Consider the following 21,597-nt stretch of genomic DNA (forward strand, 5'->3'; position numbering starts at 1 on the left):
CCGATAGAGGCTAGCGATCTGTCTGTGGTTTCGCGATCGCGCCTTTGCGGTGGAGTCTTGTGGTCATTGAGGGAGAGTTGATGAAATCATCAAAAGCACTTGCAGCCGCTGCGGTGCAGTATCGAGCAACGATTGAAACCTACTGTCAAATTGCGGTGCGGCCAGAACTCAGCGAGGCCGAAGCGGATCAGCTATCGGCAATTTTAGAACAGGCTCAGACAGATTCATCCCTGAGCTTTTTGCTAGATGAAGTCGATCATTTGCTGGCCCATAGACATAACCTGATTGATGAGAAGCAAATTCGATTGCAGCAGTTACGGTTGCAGGCAAAGATTGAAGGCGAATGGTTAGAGGAACTGCTGCTTGACGTTCAAACTTCAAGCCGTCTAGAACGGGAAGCCTTGCAGCAGTATTTACGGGCTAAAGGAGTTTACGCCGGATCGATTGATGGTATCTGTGGGCCTCAGACCCAAGCGGCCATTAAAGCCCTTAGTTCTGAAACAGCCGATGCTTTGTCTCCAAGCCTCTTTAAAGCGCTAACCTCTGAGAGGCAAGCAATGAGCTAGTAACAGTTTGCAAGAATTGAACCGAGCGTCCGGTCAGCGCTCGGTTCAGCCGTTTTATCGGCAATCAAAACTTTAATCTGACGGTCACAAAATTCATCCTAGCTTCACTAAAAGGTAAGTGAACTGGAGGATTAAGGGCAATGACCATGAATCTAAGCCAGCTACAGACCCAATATGAAAATGGCAAGCGTAACTTTCGCGGCGCGGATCTTAGCGGACTAGACCTGCAGGGAATGCATTTAGTCTCAGCGGATTTTAGCTATGCCAAGCTCGCCGGTACCAATTTAGGTAGAGCCGACCTGCGCTGGACAAAACTTTTGGGAGCAGACCTGTCTCACGCCAATTTTGAATATAGCGATTTGCGCCGCAGCAGCCTACGTCATGCCGATTTGACCCATGCCAATTTACACGCGGCTGACCTGCGGGCGGCCAACCTGTTTGGCGCGCACCTAGTTGGCAGTCTCCTGGCTGAAGCAGATCTGTGGGGCGCGATCGCCCCTGATGGCTTCACGGTTTCCTTTGACATGCTGCAGGGAGTTGCTAGCGCACTCGCAGCCGTTGGCTGATGACAGTTGTGCCGTCTTCCCGAATCAAAACGGCGGAAATCCAGCGATCATCGGGTTGATCGGGAGTTGTTCCTACTTTGAAGAGGCCACCGGCTGAGAGAAGTTCTAGGTTGAGCGGACGCGCCACAAAGAAATCCTCAGCCGTGACGCCTTCGTCAATGGCTGCGCCCAGCAGCAGGCGATCGCCCAAAGGTTCTTGGACAATTGCGTCGAAGTTAAAGGTTTCTCCGGCCTCGGTTTCTTCGGGTAAAACCAGCGTGACATCAGGCGGATTCTGACCGCTGCTAAACTGATTGCGCTCTGAAAGAATTTCTTGAGAAATCACCTGCCCGGCGGCAAACTGCTGCCGCGATCGCACCGCAGATTCTAAAGTTAGAGTGCGGCCATAGTTGATGCCCGTGCCTTCGAGGTGGGTGATGGTTTCTGCTGTTAGCGTGCCGCCTGACTGCTCCCAAGACTGTAGCTCCAACCGATAGTTTACCTGGGGGTACTGCCGCCAGAGCTGCTCTAAAGCCTGGGAGAGCTGTTCCCGGTTGAAGCCATCGGTGTTGGTAAACTCTGAGCCATAAAACTGCATGACCCCGTCAAGATCTTGAGCATTAGCAGCAGCTTCAATCTGCTCTAGCACATTAGTCAGCTCCGGGGGGGCCGTTTCAGGGGGAGCGGCAGTGGCTTTAGGGGCTGGCAGTCCTCCCAGGGCAAATCCCAAGAGTAGAGCAGATAGGGTTTGTCCCATGCGGCTAATCATAAAACCTTCCATGAAGCTGGTTTGTCGTTTATCTAGTACAGAGTGTAGATCCCAAGTAACTCAAATTATAGGCTGGCCGTAAATTTATCGGCTGAAATTGACCGTGGCTCGATAGGATCATAAGCAGAACTGCAATTTAAACAGCCTAGGTCAGTAGCAACGCATTGAGGGTACTGTTTTGGTTTCATCTCCCACTCGACTTCTCGTGGCAGCCAGCGGCACCGGGGGACATTTATTTCCGGCGATCGCCACGGCTGAACAGCTCAAGAATTTTGAAATCGAGTGGCTAGGGGTACCAGACCGTCTGGAAACCCAGCTAGTTCCAGAAAAATATCCGCTCCATACTATTCGCGTCGGTGGCTTTCAGGGACGGCTCGGTTTGGGCAGCATTCGCCTGCTGAGCCAGCTAATGAAGGCGGTGTTTCAAGTGCGGCAGCTATTACAGCAGGGTCAGTTTCAGGGAGTCTTTACCACGGGGGGATATATCTCGGCGCCAGCGATTATGGCGGCTCGCAGCCTAGGCTTACCCGCCATCCTGCACGAATCCAATGCTTTACCCGGCAAAGTAACCCGCTGGCTGAGTCCCTGGTGTACTAAAGTCGCCCTTGGCTTTGACGCGGCCTCCAGCCTACTGCCCCGCACCAGCAGCATCTGTGTTGGCACCCCGGTACGATCGCAGTTCCTGCAGGCGGCTGAAGATTTACAGGAGTTTGCCATTCCCAAGTCAGCGCCTTTAATCGTCGTCATTGGCGGCAGTCAGGGGGCGGTCGCGGTGAATCAGCTTGTGCGACAGGCGGCTCCGGCTTGGCTAGACTCTGGCACCTGGATAGTGCATCTCACCGGCGACAATGATCCGGAGGTAGATCAGCTAAGCCATCCCCACTACATTCACCGCCCGTTCTATGACAATATGGCCGCTCTGCTGCAGCGAGCCGATTTTGCCATTAGCCGCGCCGGAGCTGGTACTTTGACAGAGCTAGCCGTGACCCGCACTCCGGCTATCTTAATTCCCTATCCCTTTGCCGCAGAAGACCACCAAACCTACAATGCGGCTGTGTTTGCAGCGGCTGGCGCAGCTATTGTCAGCCGCCAGTCCAGCCTGACCGTGGAAGACCTGCGCGATCGCGTGCTGACTTTGCTCAATGACCGCGAGCGGCTGGCTCAAATGGCCCAAGCCACTGAAGATTTAGCGATGATCGATAGCGCTGAGCGGTTGGCGACGCTAGTGCGCGAAGTGGTGAAGCATCACCACACCGCCAAACGATAAGTCATCAGGAAATCCATCCATAACCGTAAGCACCTACAGGCAGCTAGTAGAGCCTTAATCTACCTAGTTGACCACCTGAGCGCCGTGACTGCGAGGATCCTCCTGGCTGGGGGAGGCTGTGAGCGGTGCTTTGTCGATGTCCGAGGTGCGTCCGGTGGCGCGGGCGTGGGGCAAAGACTGGCTGCTCAAAAGCGCATCTAGATTTTCAGCAATGATCAGACGGGGCTGCTCGCCAATGGCGCTGCCAATGCTTTCTCCCGTTTGATCTAGATAAACAAAATGGGGAATGCCATCGACGCGGTAGTGCAGCATTTCTGGCAGCCACTTGCTGTTGTCTACATTGAGCATGACGAAGTTGACGCGATCGCCGTACTCATCTTTTAGCGTCTGCAAATCAGCCGCCATTGCCTGACAGCTTGTACACCAGTTGGCGTAAAACTCCATGAAGGTAGGCTTTTGATTGGTCAATGCCGTCTCTAAGGGAACTGCCGCTGCTGCCATCTCGCTTAAAGAAGCGGAGGGAGTGCGGGTCTGAAACCCCAGAACAACGGCCACTGTCAGTACCGTCGCCACTACCACTAAGACCAAGTTACGCAGCTGCTGCCCTAGAGAAGTCGAAGCTTGCGATTGTTTTGCAGAATCAGAAGAATCAGCCGCCATGCGCTAAAAATAAAGACAGGTTTGCTTATTCAGTTTAACGGAACTTTCTAGCAGCTTCAGCGGTGAAAAAACGCCTTACACTCACCTTTCCTAAACGCTCTGTCCATATGCCAATTACCTATCGATTGGCCAAAGACTTCAACGTAGCGGCTAATATTATCCGGGCACAGGTGGCTCCCAACCAGATTGGCAAGCTAGTGGTTGAGCTATCGGGGGATATTGACCAGCTCAATGAAGCGATTGAGTGGCTACAGGTACAGGGAATTGGCCTCTCTTCTTCTAACCGAGAAATCTTGATTGATGAAACGGTCTGCGTAGACTGCGGACTCTGTACCGGAGTTTGCCCGACTCAGGCACTCACTTTAGATGCAGAAACGTTCAAGCTGACATTTGTGCGATCGCGCTGCATTGTCTGCGAGCAGTGCATTCCTACCTGTCCGGTTCAGGCCATCTCTACGGATCTATGACTAAGCTAACTCAGCGGTTTTGGCTTTCATTCATACTGCTGTTTTTAATCTACGCCACGTTTGGCTGGTTCCTGCGCACTTGGGAAGCCTCACACCTAAGCTGGATACTGACCGCAGCTTTTTTGGTTATTAAAGCAGGCATTCTAACGATCCTGTGGAAGCCATCACGAGAGTTTGTGCTGCTGGGATTTCAGTCAGACATGGGCTACTTCGTCATGGTGATGGTGCTGGCTTCGCTGTTTGTGGCAGCCCTGGTTTGGCTACAGGTCTTTGCCTACATTTTGATGATGATTGCGGCGGGGCTGCTAGTGCGGGTAGATTTGCTGACGCGATCGGTGAATGACGTTTTGGCTTTCATCACGCTGTTGGCAATTCCGGCGTTAGGATTAGCGGCAAGCTGGCTACCGCCTGTATAAGAACCTGTATAAGAAATAAATTATGGCAGCAGGCTTAGGCCATTTTCAAAACCGTCACAGTGATCGCTGTTGAATGGCTAAGATGAGCCATCCTTATGGCTAAGGAATTCAACAAGCGTTTAACTGTTGTGCCCTGTGTCGGCCGTGTCACAGGGCTTTTTCATGGCTAATTGGTTTGGGAATGATGGCTTCAGGAATGCTTGGCGATCCACTCGGTCAGAATTGGATTAACCTGTTCTGGAGCTTCATCCTGGGGACAATGGCCTACCCCTGGCAGGGTGATAAAATCCTCAACTGCGGCAAAATTCGTAAACTGACGGCCTAGCGCTACGGGTTCCCAGGGATCGGCTTCGCCCCAAACGCTGAGGACCGGACACTGCATCTGAGGTAGCAAGTCCTCTGGCAGCGGGCCTTGAGAATAGCCGATAAAGGCCAAAAATACATCAGCAGCCCCCGGATCGGCGGCAGGTTTGATTAAACAATCGATCAGCTCATCAGTGACAGCTTCTGGGCGACCATAAGCCTGCTCTAGAATGCGGCGAACTACCTTGGGCCGAGCCAGCCGGGAGAAAAAGAAGTGGCCTATGGCTTTGTACGCTAAGACCTTTTGCAGAATAGGGGCGCTCCAGCTCCGGTACCAGGGCAAGGTGACGCGCTTGCGATCGTGCAGCAGTCGCAAGGAGCAGTCCAGCATCGCCACGCCGCGTACCTGTTCAGGGGCGATCGCGGCTGCCTGCAATGCCACGATACAGCCAATTGAGTTGCCAACCAGAAAAGCCGGTTCCCCAATTACTTCCCGGCAAAAGCTTAAAACCTGTTCGCCCCAGGTTTCAAACGTATAGGCAATTGGCTGATTGGGGGTAGGTTTCGCAGAGCCACCAAAGCCAATCAAGTCAATGGCATACACCCGGTGTGACTGGCCTAAATCAGAAATATTTTTACGCCAGTGATCGCTGGAAGCGCCGAAACCATGAATTAGTAAAACAGGGGCTCCCGCTGTACCTGCTTGCTGATAGCGGATGGGAAATGTCTGCCAGTGCCAGATCTGTGTTTGGGCTGTATTGAGGGTCGAGGTCATGGGGCGATCGCGGCAGTTGCAGGTAGGGGGGCGGATTTTAGCGGGTAGCTATTCAATAGTATAGATAGGAGGAGTGGGTTTTGTTGGATGACGTTGGACGCTGATAGGTCTGTAGGGGGCGAGCTTGGCTGATAGTATTCGGTATTAATGGCCCGTATTAGGCTAAACCCGCCCGTACAAGATGTGTGTAGGGAGCGGGTTTTGTTAAATGTATTTGGTGTTGATGGCCAGTATGGTCAAATCCGCCCGCAGGGGGAATATTTTTTAGGCCGGATTTTTAGGCAAAGAGCATTCCACCGTAATTTTGAGATTACAGTCGGCGGTGCCTTTGGTCACGTAGGGTACGCCCACTTCGCCGCCTACCTCAATACCAAACTCCAGCGTTACCTTGTCCACATTGGCCCCGGCAATTTGCTTAAAAGCGCTGAGGGTGTGGTGGGTATAGGCTTTGATGGTGCCTTCAATGGCCTGAAAGCTCTGAATTGCCGCTGTTTGCGGATCGGCCTCTGTCACAAACCCACGAGCGGCTCGCATTGTGTCCTGCAGAATGCCTTTCTCACCCCGCCCCATCTGCGATCGCGTCTGCTCTACGGGTACGGCTGCTGGAACGGGGCTCGGCGGTACGACGACATCGGTCGCCTGCACATAAATAACCGTACCGTCTTCCAACTGAATTGGAGCTAGCTGAGTTGTCATCGTATTGCACACCAAAGGTAGGGATTGCCGGCTCTTAAGAGCTGCCGCTTTAGAGTGCCCAGTTGTTGAGCAGACTACCTTTGGGTAAATAAGTTTGTTACGGCGATTCGAGTGCGGGAGGGGGAGTAGCAGGTTCTTCGCTGCGGAAGGCAACAAACAGACCAATGGCTAGAACCGCCACAATAGCTGCCGCAATGCCCAAGGCGAATCCGGAAATCCGGCGGCGCGGCGCGTCTTTACCGCTGGCATAGACATAACCTTCTCGCTCATCGGCGCGGGGCTGCATTGCCTCTTCGTTAACAGCCGCTTCTTCGGTTTCTAAAGCGGCGCGATTGGTTTCCTGCGTCAGATCGTTATTGGGTACATGGGGATGAGTCATAACGCTTATCTAAAAAGCAGCAATGACTTTCAGCTTAGTTAAAGCAGGGCGATCGCGCATTGACCCTAGGACACAACAGCAAAAAGCTGCTAGTGGGGCAGATTTCGAGTGATGGTTTTTGACAGGTGGGAGCGATCGCGCTACTTGGCCAGTTAAACGGCTTCCCAACATGAGCAAGCTGTCTAGTACTCTAGCCGCTCAGCAAAGCCTCGACAAACTCATAGCTAGAGAAGGGACGCAGATCCTCAATCCCTTCACCCGCGCCGATAAAGCGAATCGGCAATCCGAGCTGCTTCACGACGGCTAGGGCTACACCCCCCTTAGCTGTTCCGTCCAGCTTAGTCAGCACGACACCGCTAAGCTGGGCTGCTTCTGAGAAGACTTCAGCTTGGCGCAGGCCATTTTGTCCCAAGGTGGCATCTAGCACCAACAATGACTCCACCCTGGCATGGGGGGCTTTCTTGTCAATAATGCGACGTACCTTAGACAGCTCATCCATCAGATTTTTTTTATTTTGCAGGCGGCCAGCCGTGTCTACCAGCAGCAGCTCAATATGGCGAGACTGGGCCGCTGTAATAGCGTCAAAAACCACGGCTGCCGGATCGGTGTTCTTGCCGGGATTGGCAATGACCTCGACATTGCTGCGCTGGCCCCAAACTTTCACCTGCTCTACCGCAGCGGCCCGAAACGTATCTGCCGCCGCAATCAAACACTCATAACCTGACTTTTTAGCAATGTGCGCAATTTTGCCGATAGTGGTGGTTTTACCTGCGCCATTAACGCCTGTCAGCAGCCAAACCGTCAGGTTTTCTTTATCGGGGACAAAGGTGAGGTTGTGGGCACCCGCCAAGGGGCTGTCGAGCATATCGCGCAGAATGCGCTTTAGGTAGGCGATCGCCTGTTCCGGCGGCAGCGTTTCCTGTCGCAGCTTGGCTTGCAAAGTCTCAATAATGTAGTCAGTCGCTTCGACGCCGACATCAGCCTGCAGCAGCAGCGCCTCAATCTCCATCACCGCGTCTTCATTCAGCGGCCCCTGACCGACAATAGACTTGAGCTGATTCACCAGGCTGCGACGGGTTTTGTCGAGACCCTGCCGCAGTCGCTTAAGCCAGGTAATTTCTTCTATCGAAATATCGTCGGGGCGGCGGCCCTGAGCAGCTAGCACCTCAGATGACCAGACAAAGGCTTCATCAAAGTCAACATCGGGCAGATCAGGCGGCGCGGCTGCGGTGGCAGTAGGCTGCGGTTCCGGTTCGGGTTCTGGCTCTGCGATCGCTGCCTCTTGCAGACGCTCTAGGCGCTCTTGCCGTTCAGTCTGGGCTCTGGCCCAAAAGGGCGCAGCAGGAGCGGGTGACTCAGCAGCAACGGCCTCGGCTGGTTCGGCTGTTAGCTCTGCCTGCTCAGGGACTGCAGAAACTTCCGCTGTATCCGCTGTGACAGGGGGTTCTGCGGCTGCGGTAGATGCTTCCGGTGGCGCTTCTGCGGCTTCAGAGGACTCAGGCGCAGAATCAGCAGCGGTCGGGGCTGCCTGAGTCTCTGGTGCAGCAGTCTGCGCTGTCTCAGCCGCCGCTGGCGCTGAGGTTGGCTCCTGTTGCTTTTGAATATTTTGGTAGGCGGCCTTGGCCCATTTCAGATAGTCTTCTGAACTCATCTGCGAGGCACTGCTAGCGGGCTTGTCAGCAGCGGGTTCAGCCGCCGTCTGACTCGGCTGCTCGGCTGTTTTCTCATCAGATTTTTGCGGTTCGGCTTCGTCGTAGCCTCGACGGAACCAGTTAAAAGATGCCATGACTACCTACCTAAGCGCGGAATAAAGACTTGCTCTAAAAGTTTTGCTCAAAGCCTAACCTATCGCAAAACTAAGACAGTGAGGCCGAAGATTCAGCCGAATCAAGGGTACGTTTCTCCTGAGCTAGCTGATCGGTGACGCGCCGTAGCACACCATTAATAAAGCGGTGTCCATCATCGCCGCTATAGCGCTTAGCGATTTCGACCGCTTCGTTGATGGCCACGCGATCGGGGATACCCAAGAACAAAATTTCAGCTAGGGCTGTCCGCAAAATGTCGCGATCGATGCGGGCAAGACGCTTCATCTGCCAGGCCACCATCGCCTGATTGAGACGCTGATCAATCAGTTCAGCATTGTCCATAATTTGCGAAAGTAGCTGCAGCGCATAGCTTTGCACTTCTTTCTGATTGGCAAGCTGGATAAATTCTGGAATTTCCAGGGCTGAGCCTAATCGATTGATGGCGGACTGAGTCACTTCGATAGACTCTGCCACCCTGCCGCGAGCGGCGGCTACATCAGCCGCCTGGGTTTCACTTTTCATCAGGCGATCGCTGCCGCGCTTTAGCTCAGCGGCTGCCGTTTCCAATGTTTCTTGAGCGTCCGTAGTCAGGGTGCGTACTGCTGCCAAAATCAGTTCCTCCAGCTTGCGAGGCTGCTGTTTTTGGGGCTGATCGGAGAGCTGGCTCATGCCCAATAGGGCTAATTCTCGTGCAATTCGACGAGCTTGCATAGCAAAATCCTATGAACGGTAGGGGCTGTTAGTCTTCTTCAAGCTGCAGCATGGACAGCGACTGTCGGTTGAGATCTAATCCAGGTGGATTGGGCGATCGCGCCGTGCCCTCCTCTGACTGAGACAGATGAGCAGACAGGCGCTCTGGCGGCACAGCCGCCGCTAAATTGGGCCCAACAATTCCCCCTGAGAGCAGGATTTTGAAGGCTTCCTCAATCGAAATCGAAAGGTTGATGATGTCACTTTCAGGTACGACAGCATACCAGCCACTGGTGGGATTAGGCGTTGTCGGAATAAAGACGCTCAGCAACTGGGGATTCTGAGCCTGAGCCGCCACCATTGAACCTGTGACAAAAGCGATCGCCCACAGTCCCCGGCGGGGATATTCCACTAGGACAACCCGGCGAAATCGACTTTTAGAGTCTTGGAGCAGCGTTTGCAGAAGCTGCTGCAGGGTTTTATAAACCGAGCCGGCTAGGGGAATAGACTGCAAAATCTTTTCGCCAAAATCCAGCAGCCATCGCCCCGCGATGTTACGGGCCATAAGGCCAATTAGCAAAATAGCCAGCAGCGGCACCGCCAGCCCGACTAGCAGATTAATCATATCTACCAGGAAGGGATTCAGACCGGTGAAGGGATTGAGCTGCTTAGGAAACCGTGTCAAAAACCGAATGACCCAGTTGGCAATCGTAATTGTCAGCCAAATAGTAGTCGCTAGCGGAATAATCACCAGCAACCCTGCAATTAAGTCATTCTTGAGATCTTGCTTTAAGTTCTCGAACACAGGCAACCCGCTTTTTCGTAACCGGACAAGAAAATCTGCAATCAAATAATTTATGGGAATCAGGCGGCTGAGCGCGAATCATAAAACGCTGCGGCCTTGGGCCTCTCAGCCAGTTAAAAGTTAATGATTATCGCAACTATAAGCTGTCTCTACGGATATTGTAAACATTTGTATCGAACTTCAATGAGTGGCTATGCCTTTAGATCTGTGGGGTTGGCCTCTCTATCCTCTGGCAGCGCTTTGGCATGGCATTTAACGTATACGTGCCGTATTGCTAGTTTAACATTTGCGCGCCGTTGCCGAGCTGAGGCTGCCACTCAGCGATCCCCGGCGATCGCCTGATTTCATCTGGGTTGGATGGGGCTAAATATCAAGAATTTGGCGCGCCAGATTGAGGTATAGCAGTACACCTAGCACGTCTACCACCGTTGTAATAAACGGAGCAGACATCAGAGCGGGATCGAGTCCTAGAGCCTGAAACAGAAAAGGCAGGGCCGATCCCGTGGCTGAGGCCAGAATCGAAATAGCCAGCAGGCTGCAGCCCACAATCACTGCCACCTGCAGGCTGCCCTGCAAAACAAAGGCCCAAACCATAACTACGATACCCAGCATCAACCCTAGAAAAGCGCCCGCGATCGCCTCTCGTCGAATTACCCGCAGCGCCCCGCTGGTTTTAATCTCATCGGTATTAAGACCGCGAATGACCACGGTTGAAGACTGAGCACCGACGTTGCCCCCCGTGCCAATCAGCAGCGGAATAAATGCGGCCAGCACCACTACCTGCTCTAGCACCGCTTCTTGACTGCGAATCACAGCGGTCGTCACCGTATTGGTAATCAGCAGTACCGATAGCCAAACCACCCGCCTGCGGGCAACCGTTAGTAAGTTGGTCTGAAAGTAGTTATCCCCGCCCGATTGTAGACCGCCTAGGGCATAAATATCCTCAGTGGCCTCTTCTTCCAAAATGTCGATCACATCATCGACGGTGATGATCCCTACCAGCCGCTGCTCAGTATCGACTACCGGCACGGCCAGAAAGTCGTAGCGCTGAATTAACCGGGCAACTTCCTCTTGATCCATGTCGGTTTGGACTGAAACCACCTCACGGATCATCAGATCCCCAATGGTTTGCTCTGGGTGGCCGACGACTAGATCCCGCAGAGAGATAATGCCTGTCAGCCGCCGCGCCGCGTCTGTGACGTAAAGATAGTAAATGGTTTCGCTGACGTGGGCCCGGTTGCGAATGTAGTCTAGCGATCGCGCCACCGTCCAGCCTTCTTTGAGCGAGAGGTATTCTGGCGTCATGATGCGGCCAGCGGTACCCTGCTCATAGCCCAGCAGCAACGCCGTAGCCTGTCGCTCCTCTGGGCTGAGCTGTTTCAGCAGTTGTCGCACAACCTTGGCCGGCAGCTCGTCAAACAGCCGTGCCCGATCGTCCGGCGACATCTTATCAACTACATCAAGCACGTCCTGCCGCTTGAAGTCCTCAATCAGGAGCTGCTGCACGGTTGAGTCTAGATTTTCGTAGACCTCAATGGCCTCGCTTTTAGAAAGCAGCCGAAAAGCGATCGCCTGCATCGATTCAGGCAACCCCTCAATGGCCTCAGCGATATCCACAGGCTTGACGGGCACCAGCAGTGCCTTGGCCCCCTGAAAGTTTCGCTGCTCTAAAAGCACCTGTAGCTGCGATCGCACGAGTTCGCGCAGTTCTTTGCGCAAAAACATCTGCGGCGCTACAGACGAATTATCCTCAGTCAACGCCCGCTCTCTGTTGTATAGGTTTCAGATTCTGCCTATAGTCTAGTGGCCTCTGTCCCTTCCGAGAAGTTCTTGGCAGGCATTTGCGCAGAAATTGGGCCAAATAGGGTCAAAATGATTTGCTTGCCTAGAGCTAAACTGCTGGACTCATGGATTAAAAGGATCTCGTGCGCTTTTAAGCGTTCTGCGACTGGATAGCTTCAATGAGTTCCTCCTTATTCATCTGGCTGCGGCCTGAAATATCCAAGTCCTGCGCCCGCTCGTAAAGCTGTTCGCGGGTCTGCTCGCTCAGTCCTTCTCCCTTCGCCTCAGACACGGCCTCTTTTAGCTCGCTCTTATCCATCTGGCTACGGCCTGAGACATCTAAGTCTTGCGCCTGCTCATACAGTTCTTGTTTAGTTGGCTCTGTGTCTTGCTCAGACTCAGGGGCGTAGCCTGCTTCGCGCATGGCTCGCTTAATCGCCGGCGTCCAAGCAACATACTGCTCGTTGTCCTTGGAACCTGACTTTTTGGTCTGCTCGGCCTGCTGCTTTTCTTCATCGCTGAGCCGATCCCAAACCTCTTTGGGCAAATAGCGTTTGGTGATCTCGCCATGACGGGCATCTCCCTGACCGTCTACAGTTTGCCAGTTCTGCTCTGTCCATTCCTCTAGTGACTTAGCAGCTTCGTCTTTCTCGTCTTTTTTGTAGCCGCCGCCCTGTTTTTCATATTCCTGTACGAGGAGCTGACTTTTGCGGGCCGACCACTGCCCCGGCTCGCCGCCTTTGTCAGACTGCTTGATTTCTTCCTTGAGCTGACGACGCAGATCAGGCTTTGTGTATTTTTCTTCGTAGTTATTGCTAGACATGGCTGAGAGCGGCTTTGCTAAATTTCTTCAAAGGTAAAAAATCCAGCAGGCGATCGCCGTCTTCCTTCCGGTCGAAGGATATTCCGTCAGCAGATAGAAGTTTAGGAACCCAAAGAAAGCAGCCAAGTGGCGATATGAATTAGCGGTCGGGCTGGCTTAGCCGTACCAAGAAACTGTGCAAATCTTGGGGCAAAAGGGTTTGTAAACGCTGGACTAAAGCCAAGTTAGCTTTAAGCTGATTGATCTCAATTTCAGCACCGTAGCCGTGTCGGACAAAATGCCGAAATCCTCTGAGCTGGTTCAGAACTTCAAAAGTCTCCTCTGACAGAAAAGCCGGGCGGATTTCGATCACGGGTTCGCTCAGGCGCAGCAAAAGCGTGCGGTGCCAGTTGCCGCCAGCTCCAATTTGGTTCTCGAAGGTATGAGCCACGAGCTGCAGCAAATCTTCAGCCGCACAGTACAGATTATGAATCTGGTAGGCAATGCTATCTCGCTGCGCTGGTGTCTCTAGCCCATCTTCTAAACGTGCCTGCAACCTCTGATAAACGCGCTCAATTAGCCGTAGCTGAGCTTTTAGCTCAGCCGTCAGGCCAACTATCTTTTCGTGCTCCATTGCAGTCCGGTTTGACGAATTTTATCGGCAAAGTGGCACTGATCTAGGGGCACGATGTCCACGTCGCGATCGAGATCAGTTGAGAGGTAGCTGGACAACCCAAATGGATTGCCCACTGCCAGGGTATCAACGGCGAGATCGAGATCTGAGTGTTGGGTAAACCTGCCCGGCTGGGTCATGGAGCCGAATAGATAGCCGCCGCAGATGCCGAAGCGTTCCCCGTTCTGCTGCAGCCAGGAGAGTGCCTTGGCCAGAAGTCGCTGGCGATCGCGCTCGTTTTGCTGACGAATCTGAGCCAGCTTTTGATCGAGCAGTTTGGTAGAAAAGGCCATAGGTCAGTTCTATCGGCTGAGTCAACCAGCTACCGGAGCCGCAGCTTTGAGCGCAAAGATATATTCAATCGTATCTTCTACGGATTTATCGGGCGTAGAGGCCCCAGAGGTGACGCCAACGGTGATAGGGCCAGCGGGCAGCCAAGGCTCGGTGACCGTCATCTCGCCGTGGAGGACTTTATGCTCAATTCGGTTGCCGGGGCCAATCCGCGAGGCGCTGTCGATGTGATAGGAAGGGATGCTGTGCTCGATGGCGATCTCTTGCAGATGGGTGGTGTTGGACGAGTTGTAGCCGCCGATGACCACCATCAGGTCTACCTTTTCATCCACCAGCTCAAACATGGCATCCTGCCGCTCTTGAGTGGCGTCGCAGATGGTATTGAAGCTTTGAAAATGCTCATCTAGCTCTAGCGGCCCGTACTTTTGCAGCATGGTGCGCTCAAACAGCTTGCCGATCGCCTCAGTTTCGCCTTTGAGCATAGTGGTTTGGTTAGCAATTCCTACCCGCTCTAGATCCACGTCGGGATCAAAATCGGCTGAAGTAGCCTGATCGAACTTGGCCATAAACTCGCTGCGATCGCCGCCGTTGAGAATATAGTCGGCTACGTATTCAGCTTCGGCTAAGTTCAGCACCACCAAATACTTACCGGCAAAAGAGCTGGTGGCAATGGTTTCTTCGTGCTTGTACTTGCCGTGGATGATAGAGGTGTAGTCTTTCTTCTTGTGCTTTTCTACTGTGTTCCACACCTTTGATACCCAAGGGCAGGTGGTATCGACAATGGTGCAGTTACGATCGTTGAGCAACTGCATTTCCTGCACGCTAGCGCCGAAAGCAGGCAAGATGACTACATTACCTGACTCCACCACTGAAAAATCTTTCTCACCGTTATGGACGTCAATAAAGCCCACATTCATCTCTTTCAGACGCTGGTTGACGCCGGGATTGTGAATGATTTCGTTGGTAATCCAGATGCGCTCTTGGGGAAAATGCTGTCGGGTTTCATAGGCCATTTGCACGGCCCGCTCCACGCCCCAGCAAAAGCCAAATGCCTCTGCCAGCCGCACCGTCACCTCGCCTCGCGTCAGAGTGTAGTGATTGTCACGGATCTGCTGGATCAGGCCGCTCTTGTACTCCGAATCAAGCTGATTTGCCACCGACTCTTCATGGCCGAAGCCCTTGCGGTGGTAGTTAGCTGATTTTTGCAGCGATCGCTTAAAAGCCTTCGTATCCATGACACTCCCTGCCGAGCAGCGTTTGTTCCATCCCTAGCATAGCGGTTTGGCTGGAACTGGTTAAAGGGACATTCCTCATCGCCCTCATCCCTACTGCTCTAGCTCTCGGTACAGCGCGATCGCTGTGCGCCACACCAAATAGCCCTGATCGTTCAAGTGCAGCCCATCCGTCGTCAGATCAGAGCGTAGCCGCCCTTCCGTATCGGCAAAAAGGGGGTAGAGATTGAGATATTCCACACCGCTGTCAATAGCAATCTCTTCGAGACTTTGGTTCAGATCGCGGATACGGCTATTAGGCAGGACTAAAAGGCGATCGCGGCCCTGCCAGGTAGACTGTTCAGCGCTGTGGGGCAGGATTGACTGCACAATAATTTGAGTGCGCGGGTGCGCCCAGCTCAGATATTCTACGAGCTGACGATAGTTATTCAAAATCTCCGCGTCCTGTTTGCCCCAAATTAGATCGTTGATGCCGATCATCACCAGAATGACTTGAGGCCGGGTGCGATCGAGCAGTTCAGCTCTCTCTAAGAGTCCGGCGGTAGTATCGCCAGAAATACCCTGATTCAGCCAGGTTTGTTCTGCGGGCAGCAGCTCAGCAGGAAACCACAGGCTGATAGAATCCCCTAATAGAACAGCGAGATTGTCGGGTTCTTGAACAGCGATCGCGTCAGCCTCTTGGGCTAGCAGCGACACCCACTGCTGATAGTTAAGCTGCTGGCGAGCGCCGAGCTGCACTTCAAAGCTGGTTTCCTCAAGGCCATCGGCAACTGAGGCATTGGCTTGGGGCAAAACGGGCGATCGGGGCGCAGGCGGCTGTGAACTTTGCGACAGTAACAGCACGGTCACAAACAACAGCCCGTTTATCGACAGCGATAAAACAGCCCAGGCTGGTATTGCTTGCAGATGATGCAGAAAATTCCGCACAGCGATCACAGAAGGGGTAACGGCTCAGATCTTAAACGTATTCGTCTGATTCAGCACGTAGCGATCGCACAAAACTTCGATAAAGTTCTCTTTAACCTATTGTCAAATGTGCCAACCCTACATTCAGCGCTCTAATCGCTAACTGAGCCTCGAAGAATGAGATAGTCAAAAGCTGTGAAATCTTCAGAAAAAACTCCGGGATCAGAAATATTCAACCAGCTACCATCAGAGGTAAAACGACCCGACCACTCACCACACAGTGCATAAATTCCCTGGTTTGCTAGCCGTTGGCTGACCTGTTCAAAGGGATCAACCAGATCTTCCTCTTCAAACTCTTCCTCAGAGAGATCGTCAGAGCTGTAACTGTATGAGTCTAATACACCTGTTGAATCAGAACAGGTATAGCTCATGAATTCTGTTGTGTCGTTGTATTCATAATGAACGGTCTTCGCTCTCAAAGTCTTTACTATTTCGGGGATGTAGCTATTAATTTGTAAACGACTGCTAGCAACGTATTCGATAGTCGTCCAAGAATTGCCTCTGATTTGGTAAAACAAGTACCCTGAATCATCTACTCTGATACGTCTACTGTAAACGTTCCTTTGAATCTCAATTGGCGCTAAATCATCAAGCACACGAATTACATCTTTTATGGGTGCTTTGATAAAGTCGAGAAGATGAGAAGTATCAACATCTATGCCTGTTCTTTGGGTGATTCGAGATGTGTTCATGGGTTATTCAATGAGGCTTAGACTGCATAACGTGGAGAACAAGCCACTGAAGGCGATCGCATTTTGTTTGCAATCGCCCTCTTGAGCATAAGTATTGAATTAAATTACTGCGTTTTACCGGCGGCCAAACCACTTAGATGCCACAGCTCCCAAAGCAGCACCCACCAGCGGATTGCTCAAAAATTTGATAATTGCAGGCTGATCGGCCATTACCTCCTGAAAAATATCCGGATGGTTGTGATAGGCAAAGGCGGCTAGCTTCGAGACATCATCAGCATTCATCCGGCTAGCGTGATGAGTCGAGAGTCCTAGCTGACGCTCTAGATCGCGATCGCTGAGTCCTCGCTTCTTCAGGTGCTTAAAGAATTCTCTGGCTACATCGTCCCGCTCATTGGGCTTAACCTGAGCGATCGCCTTTTTCAGTTCCGGCTCCATTTGGCTGGAAGGTACGCGATCGGGGTGGAAAGCGCGGCCAAAGAGCTGACGGCGTTCGCTGCGAGAAGAGCGCTGAGCAAAGTCATCAAAGTTGTCGTACTGCTGGGCTGGCTCGCTAGAGCTGTCTAAAGACTCAACATTGCCCTGGGCCAAATCATTCATGACTTGGCGGCGATATTCGTTACTACTTGGCATAAAGTCTCCTAGTTTCTAATCTGGTTTTTGCTACTTATTGATATTCAATTGTGCGGTTTGCGTCGTTATATTTAGCAGTCAAAATCAGCTTTTTGTCAGGCGTATAAACCAGCACTTTTAGATCGCGGTTGGGAAAATTTTTCTCAAATCCCTGGGCCAAAGACTTGGCTAATGATCGCACTTCATTTGGCCGCACCTGAGGTGTAATCACGACGCCGAGTTTGTCATTATCGCGCACGTAGGCATCTTGAATTAGCCCGTTGGCAGTTTGCACAACCCAGGTACCAAAGGCTTCTCCCGAAGAGGTGTTGCCGCGCTCAAGCTGGCTATAAGAGCTGGTGGGCAGGGCATTGGGGCTAGCTGCCCGATCTGCACCGGTGCTACAAGCGGCTGTAGTGGTCAAGACAAAAACTAGGCATAGGCCAATCAACGCCGTTCGGACTGAGCGAAAGAAATTCACGAAAGCCTCCAATAGTATTAAAAATAAAGCAAAACTTTAAATGACTTAAACCAGTTAATTAGCCTTTGTAGACATTAGCTGATTTAAGCTAATTATTGCTTATACGTGTTAGAAGCTTAGGCGATTAACTGTCTGAAATCCTCTTTCAAAAGGCGTATCTGTAGCAAGGATTACTTTAGTCAAACTGGGGCGGCGTCTCGGCTGGAGAGGGCTGACCCGGATCGACAGTAGCAGGTGCATCTAGAGGTGGCGGAGCCGGAGGGCCGCTAGCACCGTTGCCGCTGCTTCCAGTCCTGCCAGCAGGACTACCACCAGGACTGCCACCAGCCTGCTGCTGAACTTCGGCGAGAGCGGCGGCGGCTTCGACAGCGGCAGCAGCGGCAGCCTCAGCCGGATTACTGGGGGTAGGATCAAACGTTTGAAGCACAACTGATCGCTGGATGGGTTCGTCTCCATCATTGCCCACCTGCAGCGTCAAAATGGTGGTTCCCGGTTCAGCTCCTAGCGGATAGCGCATCGCTCCCTGGAGAGGAACAGTGCCTGGCGAGGGCAGCAGCGCTACGCGGGTCGCTTCGCCGCCTTCTACCTGCCAGGCCACCGTGATTACCGGAATCGGTTGGCCCTCATCTACGGGCAGTAGGTACTTGGGCTGGGCTTCCTGGCCGTTGATTTGAAATGTCACTAAACGCGGCGATCGCGGCACAATTTTGATTGATTCAGTTAGTTTAGGTTCTAAGGTTTGCTCTGGATCTACGCCTAAAGGCACGGCTGTCAGCTCAAAGACATATTCGCCGACCTGGAACACGCCAGTCGGCACATCTCGGCAAACTAAGACATTACCGAGCTGGCAAAGATTTTGTAGTGCTTCCGGCAGCTCTAGTTCCCCCGACTCCTGGTTGCGCAGGGGAAAACGGCGTCCGCCTAAGACTGTCTCTTCGCTGTCGCGCACCGTCAGCAGGAGGGCTTGGAGCTGTTTCGGGTTGGTCACAATCCAGTTGAGCCGGATACCTTCAGGGGTGACGGCAGGAGCCTGCTGTTCGGGGCGCGGATCATTGGCTACGGGCTGGCTGCCCAGTTCCCGGTAGAGGGTTTGACCGGGGGCCAGCTCTGTCACTGTCGGCAGCGGGACTGGATCGATCACAACGGTGCTGGTGCGCTGGGACTCAATCTGCCGCCGCAGCCGCCCTTTAGGCACGATGGTCAGCTCAAACACGTATTCCCCAGCCTGCCGGGCATCGGTGCGGACGTTGCGGCAGGTGAGAATAACTTCGTCGCGATCGCAAAAGGGATCTAGGGTAATCGGCAGGCCCTGAGAAAAGTCATAGACCAGCGGGCCGCTGATGACGGTACCGTCTGCAGAATAGCCTGTCACCTTCAGCGTCCGCACCCGATCGGGATGCTCAATTTCCCAGCCCACGCGGGCAATATCCTGATTAACGGCGGCATAGCGGGCATCTTCAGCCACGAAGTCCAAAATTTTGGGCGTCGTCGGTGGCCGGAAGAACAGCCACCAAATCAGCCACACCAGCGTCGCTAAAACCCCCAGCCCGGCCAACACCAGCAGCAAAAGCTGCCACCAAGGACGAGGTAGCCAGGTCAGGTAGCCCTGCAGCGAACTTTGGGGCAGGGGCAACTGCTGGCGATCGCTGATATCGACCCGAAAATTGAGAATGCGGCCTAGGCCAAACAGGGGCCGTCGCCACCAGCGTTGGGGCTGACCGCGCAGCTCGATATAGGCCGTTTGCCAGGGAGCTAAGGTCACCGCATCGGCGCTGAGGGTGTAGTCACACAGACCCGCTTCGTCTAAGCTCTGAGCCTGCAGCAGCAGGTCGCGCTCAATATTGCCGTTGTTGACAAACTGCAGCTCAAAGCGAGCGGGCTGGCGGCGCACCTGCCCCACTAAGGTCTTCATCTCGGCCTGCAGCAGGTAAATCGGCAATACCTGCAGGTACACCATCGCTAGCAGGCCCAGACCGGGGTTGTTCTCCGAGTAGAGCCGCAGGGTGGGGACATAGCTGCCAGCGATCGCGTCTGTGGGCGGCGTAATTACCAGCGAGATACTGCCGCGATCGCCGGGGTTGAGGCCCAAACTGTCTGCCTGTACTACCAGTCCCAACCCTTTCGTGTCCTGGGGATAGTCAATGCTGAACCAGTCCTCTGGTAGATCGGTGCAGGCCAAGCGAAAGCGATCGACCCGCTCTGAGCGATTGTAAACCTGTACCTGCACCTGCAGAGCGCCCCCCGGCGGAATTGCCGCTGGCGTATCGGGGCTAGTAGCAGGCTCAACCACAAAGGTCGGATCATTAGCCTCAACGCTGGCCGTATCTGGCGGCAAGACCTGGATTTGCTGGTTATAGCGAGCCGGTGGATACTCCGGGTAGTGCTGGGGCGAATCGACGATCAGCACGTAGCTGAGCAAACCGGGCAGAGCCTCAGGCGGCACCTGGAAGTGAAATAGCACCTCACCACTCTGATCGGGGGCCAGAGCCAAATATTCTTGAACCGTCTGACACCAGGGGCGCAGAGCAGGCGTCAGATCGTCGAGAAAAATATTGATCACGGCGCTGCGATTGCCGCGATTGCTGACAGTGACGCCTAGCTCAAACGAGTCTCCCGGCGTTACCGTATCGCGTCCGGAAGAGTTGAGAATCACGGCCAGCGGCTTGCCCGGCGTCAGCGTCTGCAGCATATTTTCGGCCTGCTGGGACGCGGTAGAGTTGCCGGTCATTGCCCGATAACTATCCTCCCCCAGAGCTGTGACTAAGCCCTGCTGTATCAGGCTGGAAAGAATGCCGCGCACTTCTCCTGCCGGACGGTTGAGCACCGTCATGATCTGCTCGAACTGGGCTGAGTCCTGTCGCACTAGCCAAAACATCAGTTGTCGCTGCTCGGCAGGAAGCGACAGAATTTCAGCCGTGCTGTCCACATCCGGAGGAAAACTGATAGCGCCAGTAGCGCCGGGATTTAGATTGGCTTGCTCATCTGTCATTGCCGTTCTGCTTCGCTCTCAACTGGCCCAGCGGGCCGCCACTCTTTAGTTGCCCAGACTGCACTGCCCAGGCGGTAATTGACTATCGCTCACCTTAACAGCTTTCAACCGGACTTCAGCGTCATTGCCGCCGCTGACCACCAGCACGCGATCGCGATTCTGGGTCACATCGACCGCATTGAGCGGCTCATCAGCTCGCCGCAATATTTCACCTTCGGCCTGATTAGGTCGGCGGGTACCGTTACTGGTTAGGGGCCAGAGCAGGGTGCGGCCATCGTCGCCGACACTGGCTAGATAGCAGCCATCATCAGACAGGGCAACTGCTCTAACAGCCTCACCGTTGTGTCCGGTAGACCATTCATCGACAATCTCGCAGGGAGAATCAGAGGTGAGGCAGGCGGTTAAATTCCAGAGGGTGATGTAGCCGCGATTGTCAGCCGTTGCCAGCAGGTTGGGCTTTTCCAAGGCAGTTGCCAAGCTGAAAATATAGTCATTGCTGCTGCCAGAGCGATAGTCCACGCCGCGAAAAGACTCTTCTGCCAAATCGAGCAGCACGAGCTGGTTGTAGCGGCCAGCGATCGCCAAGTGATCTTCCTGCGGCCCCACTAGCGCCAGGGACTGTACGGCAAAGTCTACCTCAAAGCCGCGATCGGGTTCGCTGCGGGTCGCGCTGAGACTGGCCGGAGAGGTATCCCACTGCAGCACCAGACCGCTGCCGTGACCGCTAAACAGCGATCGCGAATCGCGGCTCAGCGCCAGATCAAAGACGCGATCGTCTTGGCGATAAGAGTAGAAAAACTGCTGATTGCTCAGCAAGTTCCAGCCCTGAATATCGCCATTTTCAAAGCCTGCCCAAATCCAGTTATTGTCTACAGGGCGGTAGCGCACCACGCGAATAGCCTTGTCCCCTTTGTAGAGCACCTGATCGGCGCTGAGG

At 53.6% G+C, this 21,597-nt stretch carries 24 protein-coding genes; 5 read left to right on the top strand and 19 right to left on the bottom strand.

The window, feature by feature from the left end:
* Positions 1 to 80: 80 nt before the first annotated feature.
* Both QJQ48_RS25145 and QJQ48_RS25150 read left to right on the top strand, forming a co-directional pair.
* The gene (locus tag QJQ48_RS25145; RefSeq protein ID WP_346294004.1) at positions 81 to 566 is read left to right on the top strand and encodes a peptidoglycan-binding domain-containing protein; all 486 of its coding nucleotides are present in this window, start codon (positions 81 to 83) and stop codon (positions 564 to 566) included.
* A 140-nt stretch (positions 567 to 706) separates the two neighbouring features.
* The gene (locus QJQ48_RS25150) at positions 707 to 1,132 is read left to right on the top strand and encodes a pentapeptide repeat-containing protein (protein ID WP_346294005.1); all 426 of its coding nucleotides are present in this window, start codon (positions 707 to 709) and stop codon (positions 1,130 to 1,132) included.
* Here QJQ48_RS25150 and QJQ48_RS25155 read toward each other — a convergent pair.
* Positions 1,107 to 1,892: a nuclear transport factor 2 family protein gene (locus QJQ48_RS25155; RefSeq protein ID WP_346294006.1), complete on the bottom strand. Its 786-nt coding sequence runs from the start codon at positions 1,890 to 1,892 to the stop codon at positions 1,107 to 1,109. The genes QJQ48_RS25150 and QJQ48_RS25155 overlap by 26 nt on opposite strands.
* Positions 1,893 to 2,058: 166 nt before the next feature.
* Between QJQ48_RS25155 and murG the strand changes: the two genes are divergently transcribed.
* Positions 2,059 to 3,147, top strand: coding sequence for an undecaprenyldiphospho-muramoylpentapeptide beta-N-acetylglucosaminyltransferase (gene murG, locus QJQ48_RS25160; RefSeq protein WP_346294007.1), 1,089 nt, complete (start codon positions 2,059 to 2,061; stop codon positions 3,145 to 3,147).
* A 63-nt stretch (positions 3,148 to 3,210) separates the two neighbouring features.
* Here the strand turns inward: murG and QJQ48_RS25165 are convergent, their stop codons facing one another.
* A complete protein-coding gene (locus QJQ48_RS25165; RefSeq protein ID WP_346294008.1) occupies positions 3,211 to 3,807 on the bottom strand; it encodes a thioredoxin family protein in 597 nt (198 codons plus the stop codon).
* Positions 3,808 to 3,869: 62 nt separating this feature from the next.
* Between QJQ48_RS25165 and QJQ48_RS25170 the strand changes: the two genes are divergently transcribed.
* Entirely contained in the window at positions 3,870 to 4,274 is a 405-nt protein-coding gene (locus tag QJQ48_RS25170) for an NIL domain-containing protein (protein WP_346294009.1), read from the top strand.
* On the top strand, positions 4,271 to 4,690 hold the full coding sequence (locus tag QJQ48_RS25175; RefSeq protein WP_346294010.1) for a hypothetical protein: 420 nt from the start codon (positions 4,271 to 4,273) through the stop codon (positions 4,688 to 4,690). The genes QJQ48_RS25170 and QJQ48_RS25175 overlap by 4 nt, the downstream gene beginning before the upstream one ends.
* 190 nt (positions 4,691 to 4,880) lie before the next feature.
* On the opposite strand, the gene QJQ48_RS25180 is transcribed toward QJQ48_RS25175, so the two are convergent.
* From QJQ48_RS25180 to QJQ48_RS25260, 17 genes are all read right to left on the bottom strand, one after another.
* A complete protein-coding gene (locus QJQ48_RS25180) occupies positions 4,881 to 5,768 on the bottom strand; it encodes an alpha/beta fold hydrolase (RefSeq protein ID WP_346294011.1) in 888 nt (295 codons plus the stop codon).
* Positions 5,769 to 6,032: 264 nt separating this feature from the next.
* A complete protein-coding gene (locus tag QJQ48_RS25185; protein ID WP_346294012.1) occupies positions 6,033 to 6,464 on the bottom strand; it encodes a CU044_2847 family protein in 432 nt (143 codons plus the stop codon).
* A gap of 97 nt (positions 6,465 to 6,561) precedes the next feature.
* Positions 6,562 to 6,843: a hypothetical protein gene (locus QJQ48_RS25190; RefSeq protein WP_346294013.1), complete on the bottom strand. Its 282-nt coding sequence runs from the start codon at positions 6,841 to 6,843 to the stop codon at positions 6,562 to 6,564.
* Between the two features lie 190 nt (positions 6,844 to 7,033).
* Complete coding sequence (ftsY, locus tag QJQ48_RS25195; RefSeq protein ID WP_346294014.1) at positions 7,034 to 8,629, bottom strand: signal recognition particle-docking protein FtsY; 1,596 nt, start codon at positions 8,627 to 8,629, stop codon at positions 7,034 to 7,036.
* Between the two features lie 70 nt (positions 8,630 to 8,699).
* Complete coding sequence (nusB, locus tag QJQ48_RS25200) at positions 8,700 to 9,359, bottom strand: transcription antitermination factor NusB (RefSeq protein ID WP_346294015.1); 660 nt, start codon at positions 9,357 to 9,359, stop codon at positions 8,700 to 8,702.
* 28 nt (positions 9,360 to 9,387) lie between these two features.
* On the bottom strand, positions 9,388 to 10,143 hold the full coding sequence (locus QJQ48_RS25205; protein WP_346294016.1) for a DUF502 domain-containing protein: 756 nt from the start codon (positions 10,141 to 10,143) through the stop codon (positions 9,388 to 9,390).
* Between the two features lie 363 nt (positions 10,144 to 10,506).
* Positions 10,507 to 11,868, bottom strand: coding sequence for a magnesium transporter (gene mgtE, locus QJQ48_RS25210; RefSeq protein WP_346294017.1), 1,362 nt, complete (start codon positions 11,866 to 11,868; stop codon positions 10,507 to 10,509).
* A 208-nt stretch (positions 11,869 to 12,076) separates the two neighbouring features.
* Positions 12,077 to 12,748, bottom strand: coding sequence for a Rho termination factor N-terminal domain-containing protein (locus QJQ48_RS25215; RefSeq protein WP_346294018.1), 672 nt, complete (start codon positions 12,746 to 12,748; stop codon positions 12,077 to 12,079).
* 139 nt (positions 12,749 to 12,887) lie between these two features.
* On the bottom strand, positions 12,888 to 13,361 hold the full coding sequence (locus QJQ48_RS25220) for a ribonuclease toxin HepT-like protein (protein ID WP_346294019.1): 474 nt from the start codon (positions 13,359 to 13,361) through the stop codon (positions 12,888 to 12,890).
* Positions 13,343 to 13,693, bottom strand: coding sequence for a nucleotidyltransferase family protein (locus QJQ48_RS25225; RefSeq protein WP_346294020.1), 351 nt, complete (start codon positions 13,691 to 13,693; stop codon positions 13,343 to 13,345). The genes QJQ48_RS25220 and QJQ48_RS25225 overlap by 19 nt, the downstream gene beginning before the upstream one ends.
* 21 nt (positions 13,694 to 13,714) lie before the next feature.
* Positions 13,715 to 14,926, bottom strand: coding sequence for a 4-hydroxy-3-methylbut-2-enyl diphosphate reductase (locus QJQ48_RS25230; RefSeq protein ID WP_346294021.1), 1,212 nt, complete (start codon positions 14,924 to 14,926; stop codon positions 13,715 to 13,717).
* A 90-nt stretch (positions 14,927 to 15,016) separates the two neighbouring features.
* Entirely contained in the window at positions 15,017 to 15,772 is a 756-nt protein-coding gene (locus QJQ48_RS25235) for a GDSL-type esterase/lipase family protein (RefSeq protein ID WP_346294022.1), read from the bottom strand.
* 209 nt (positions 15,773 to 15,981) lie between these two features.
* Complete coding sequence (locus QJQ48_RS25240; RefSeq protein ID WP_346294023.1) at positions 15,982 to 16,581, bottom strand: hypothetical protein; 600 nt, start codon at positions 16,579 to 16,581, stop codon at positions 15,982 to 15,984.
* 114 nt (positions 16,582 to 16,695) lie between these two features.
* On the bottom strand, positions 16,696 to 17,211 hold the full coding sequence (locus tag QJQ48_RS25245) for a hypothetical protein (RefSeq protein ID WP_346294024.1): 516 nt from the start codon (positions 17,209 to 17,211) through the stop codon (positions 16,696 to 16,698).
* A 34-nt stretch (positions 17,212 to 17,245) separates the two neighbouring features.
* Positions 17,246 to 17,671 (bottom strand): hypothetical protein, encoded by a 426-nt coding sequence (locus QJQ48_RS25250; RefSeq protein ID WP_346294025.1) that lies wholly within the window; start codon positions 17,669 to 17,671, stop codon positions 17,246 to 17,248.
* Between the two features lie 175 nt (positions 17,672 to 17,846).
* The gene (locus QJQ48_RS25255; protein WP_346294026.1) at positions 17,847 to 20,660 is read right to left on the bottom strand and encodes a COG1470 family protein; all 2,814 of its coding nucleotides are present in this window, start codon (positions 20,658 to 20,660) and stop codon (positions 17,847 to 17,849) included.
* A 45-nt stretch (positions 20,661 to 20,705) separates the two neighbouring features.
* A partial coding sequence (locus tag QJQ48_RS25260; RefSeq protein ID WP_428843092.1) for a WD40 repeat domain-containing protein occupies positions 20,706 to 21,597 on the bottom strand: 892 nt, incomplete at its 5' end.

The organism is Sphaerothrix gracilis Ecp01, assembly GCF_030405905.1.
GTDB classification, from domain to species: domain Bacteria; phylum Cyanobacteriota; class Cyanobacteriia; order Phormidesmidales; family Phormidesmidaceae; genus Sphaerothrix; species Sphaerothrix gracilis.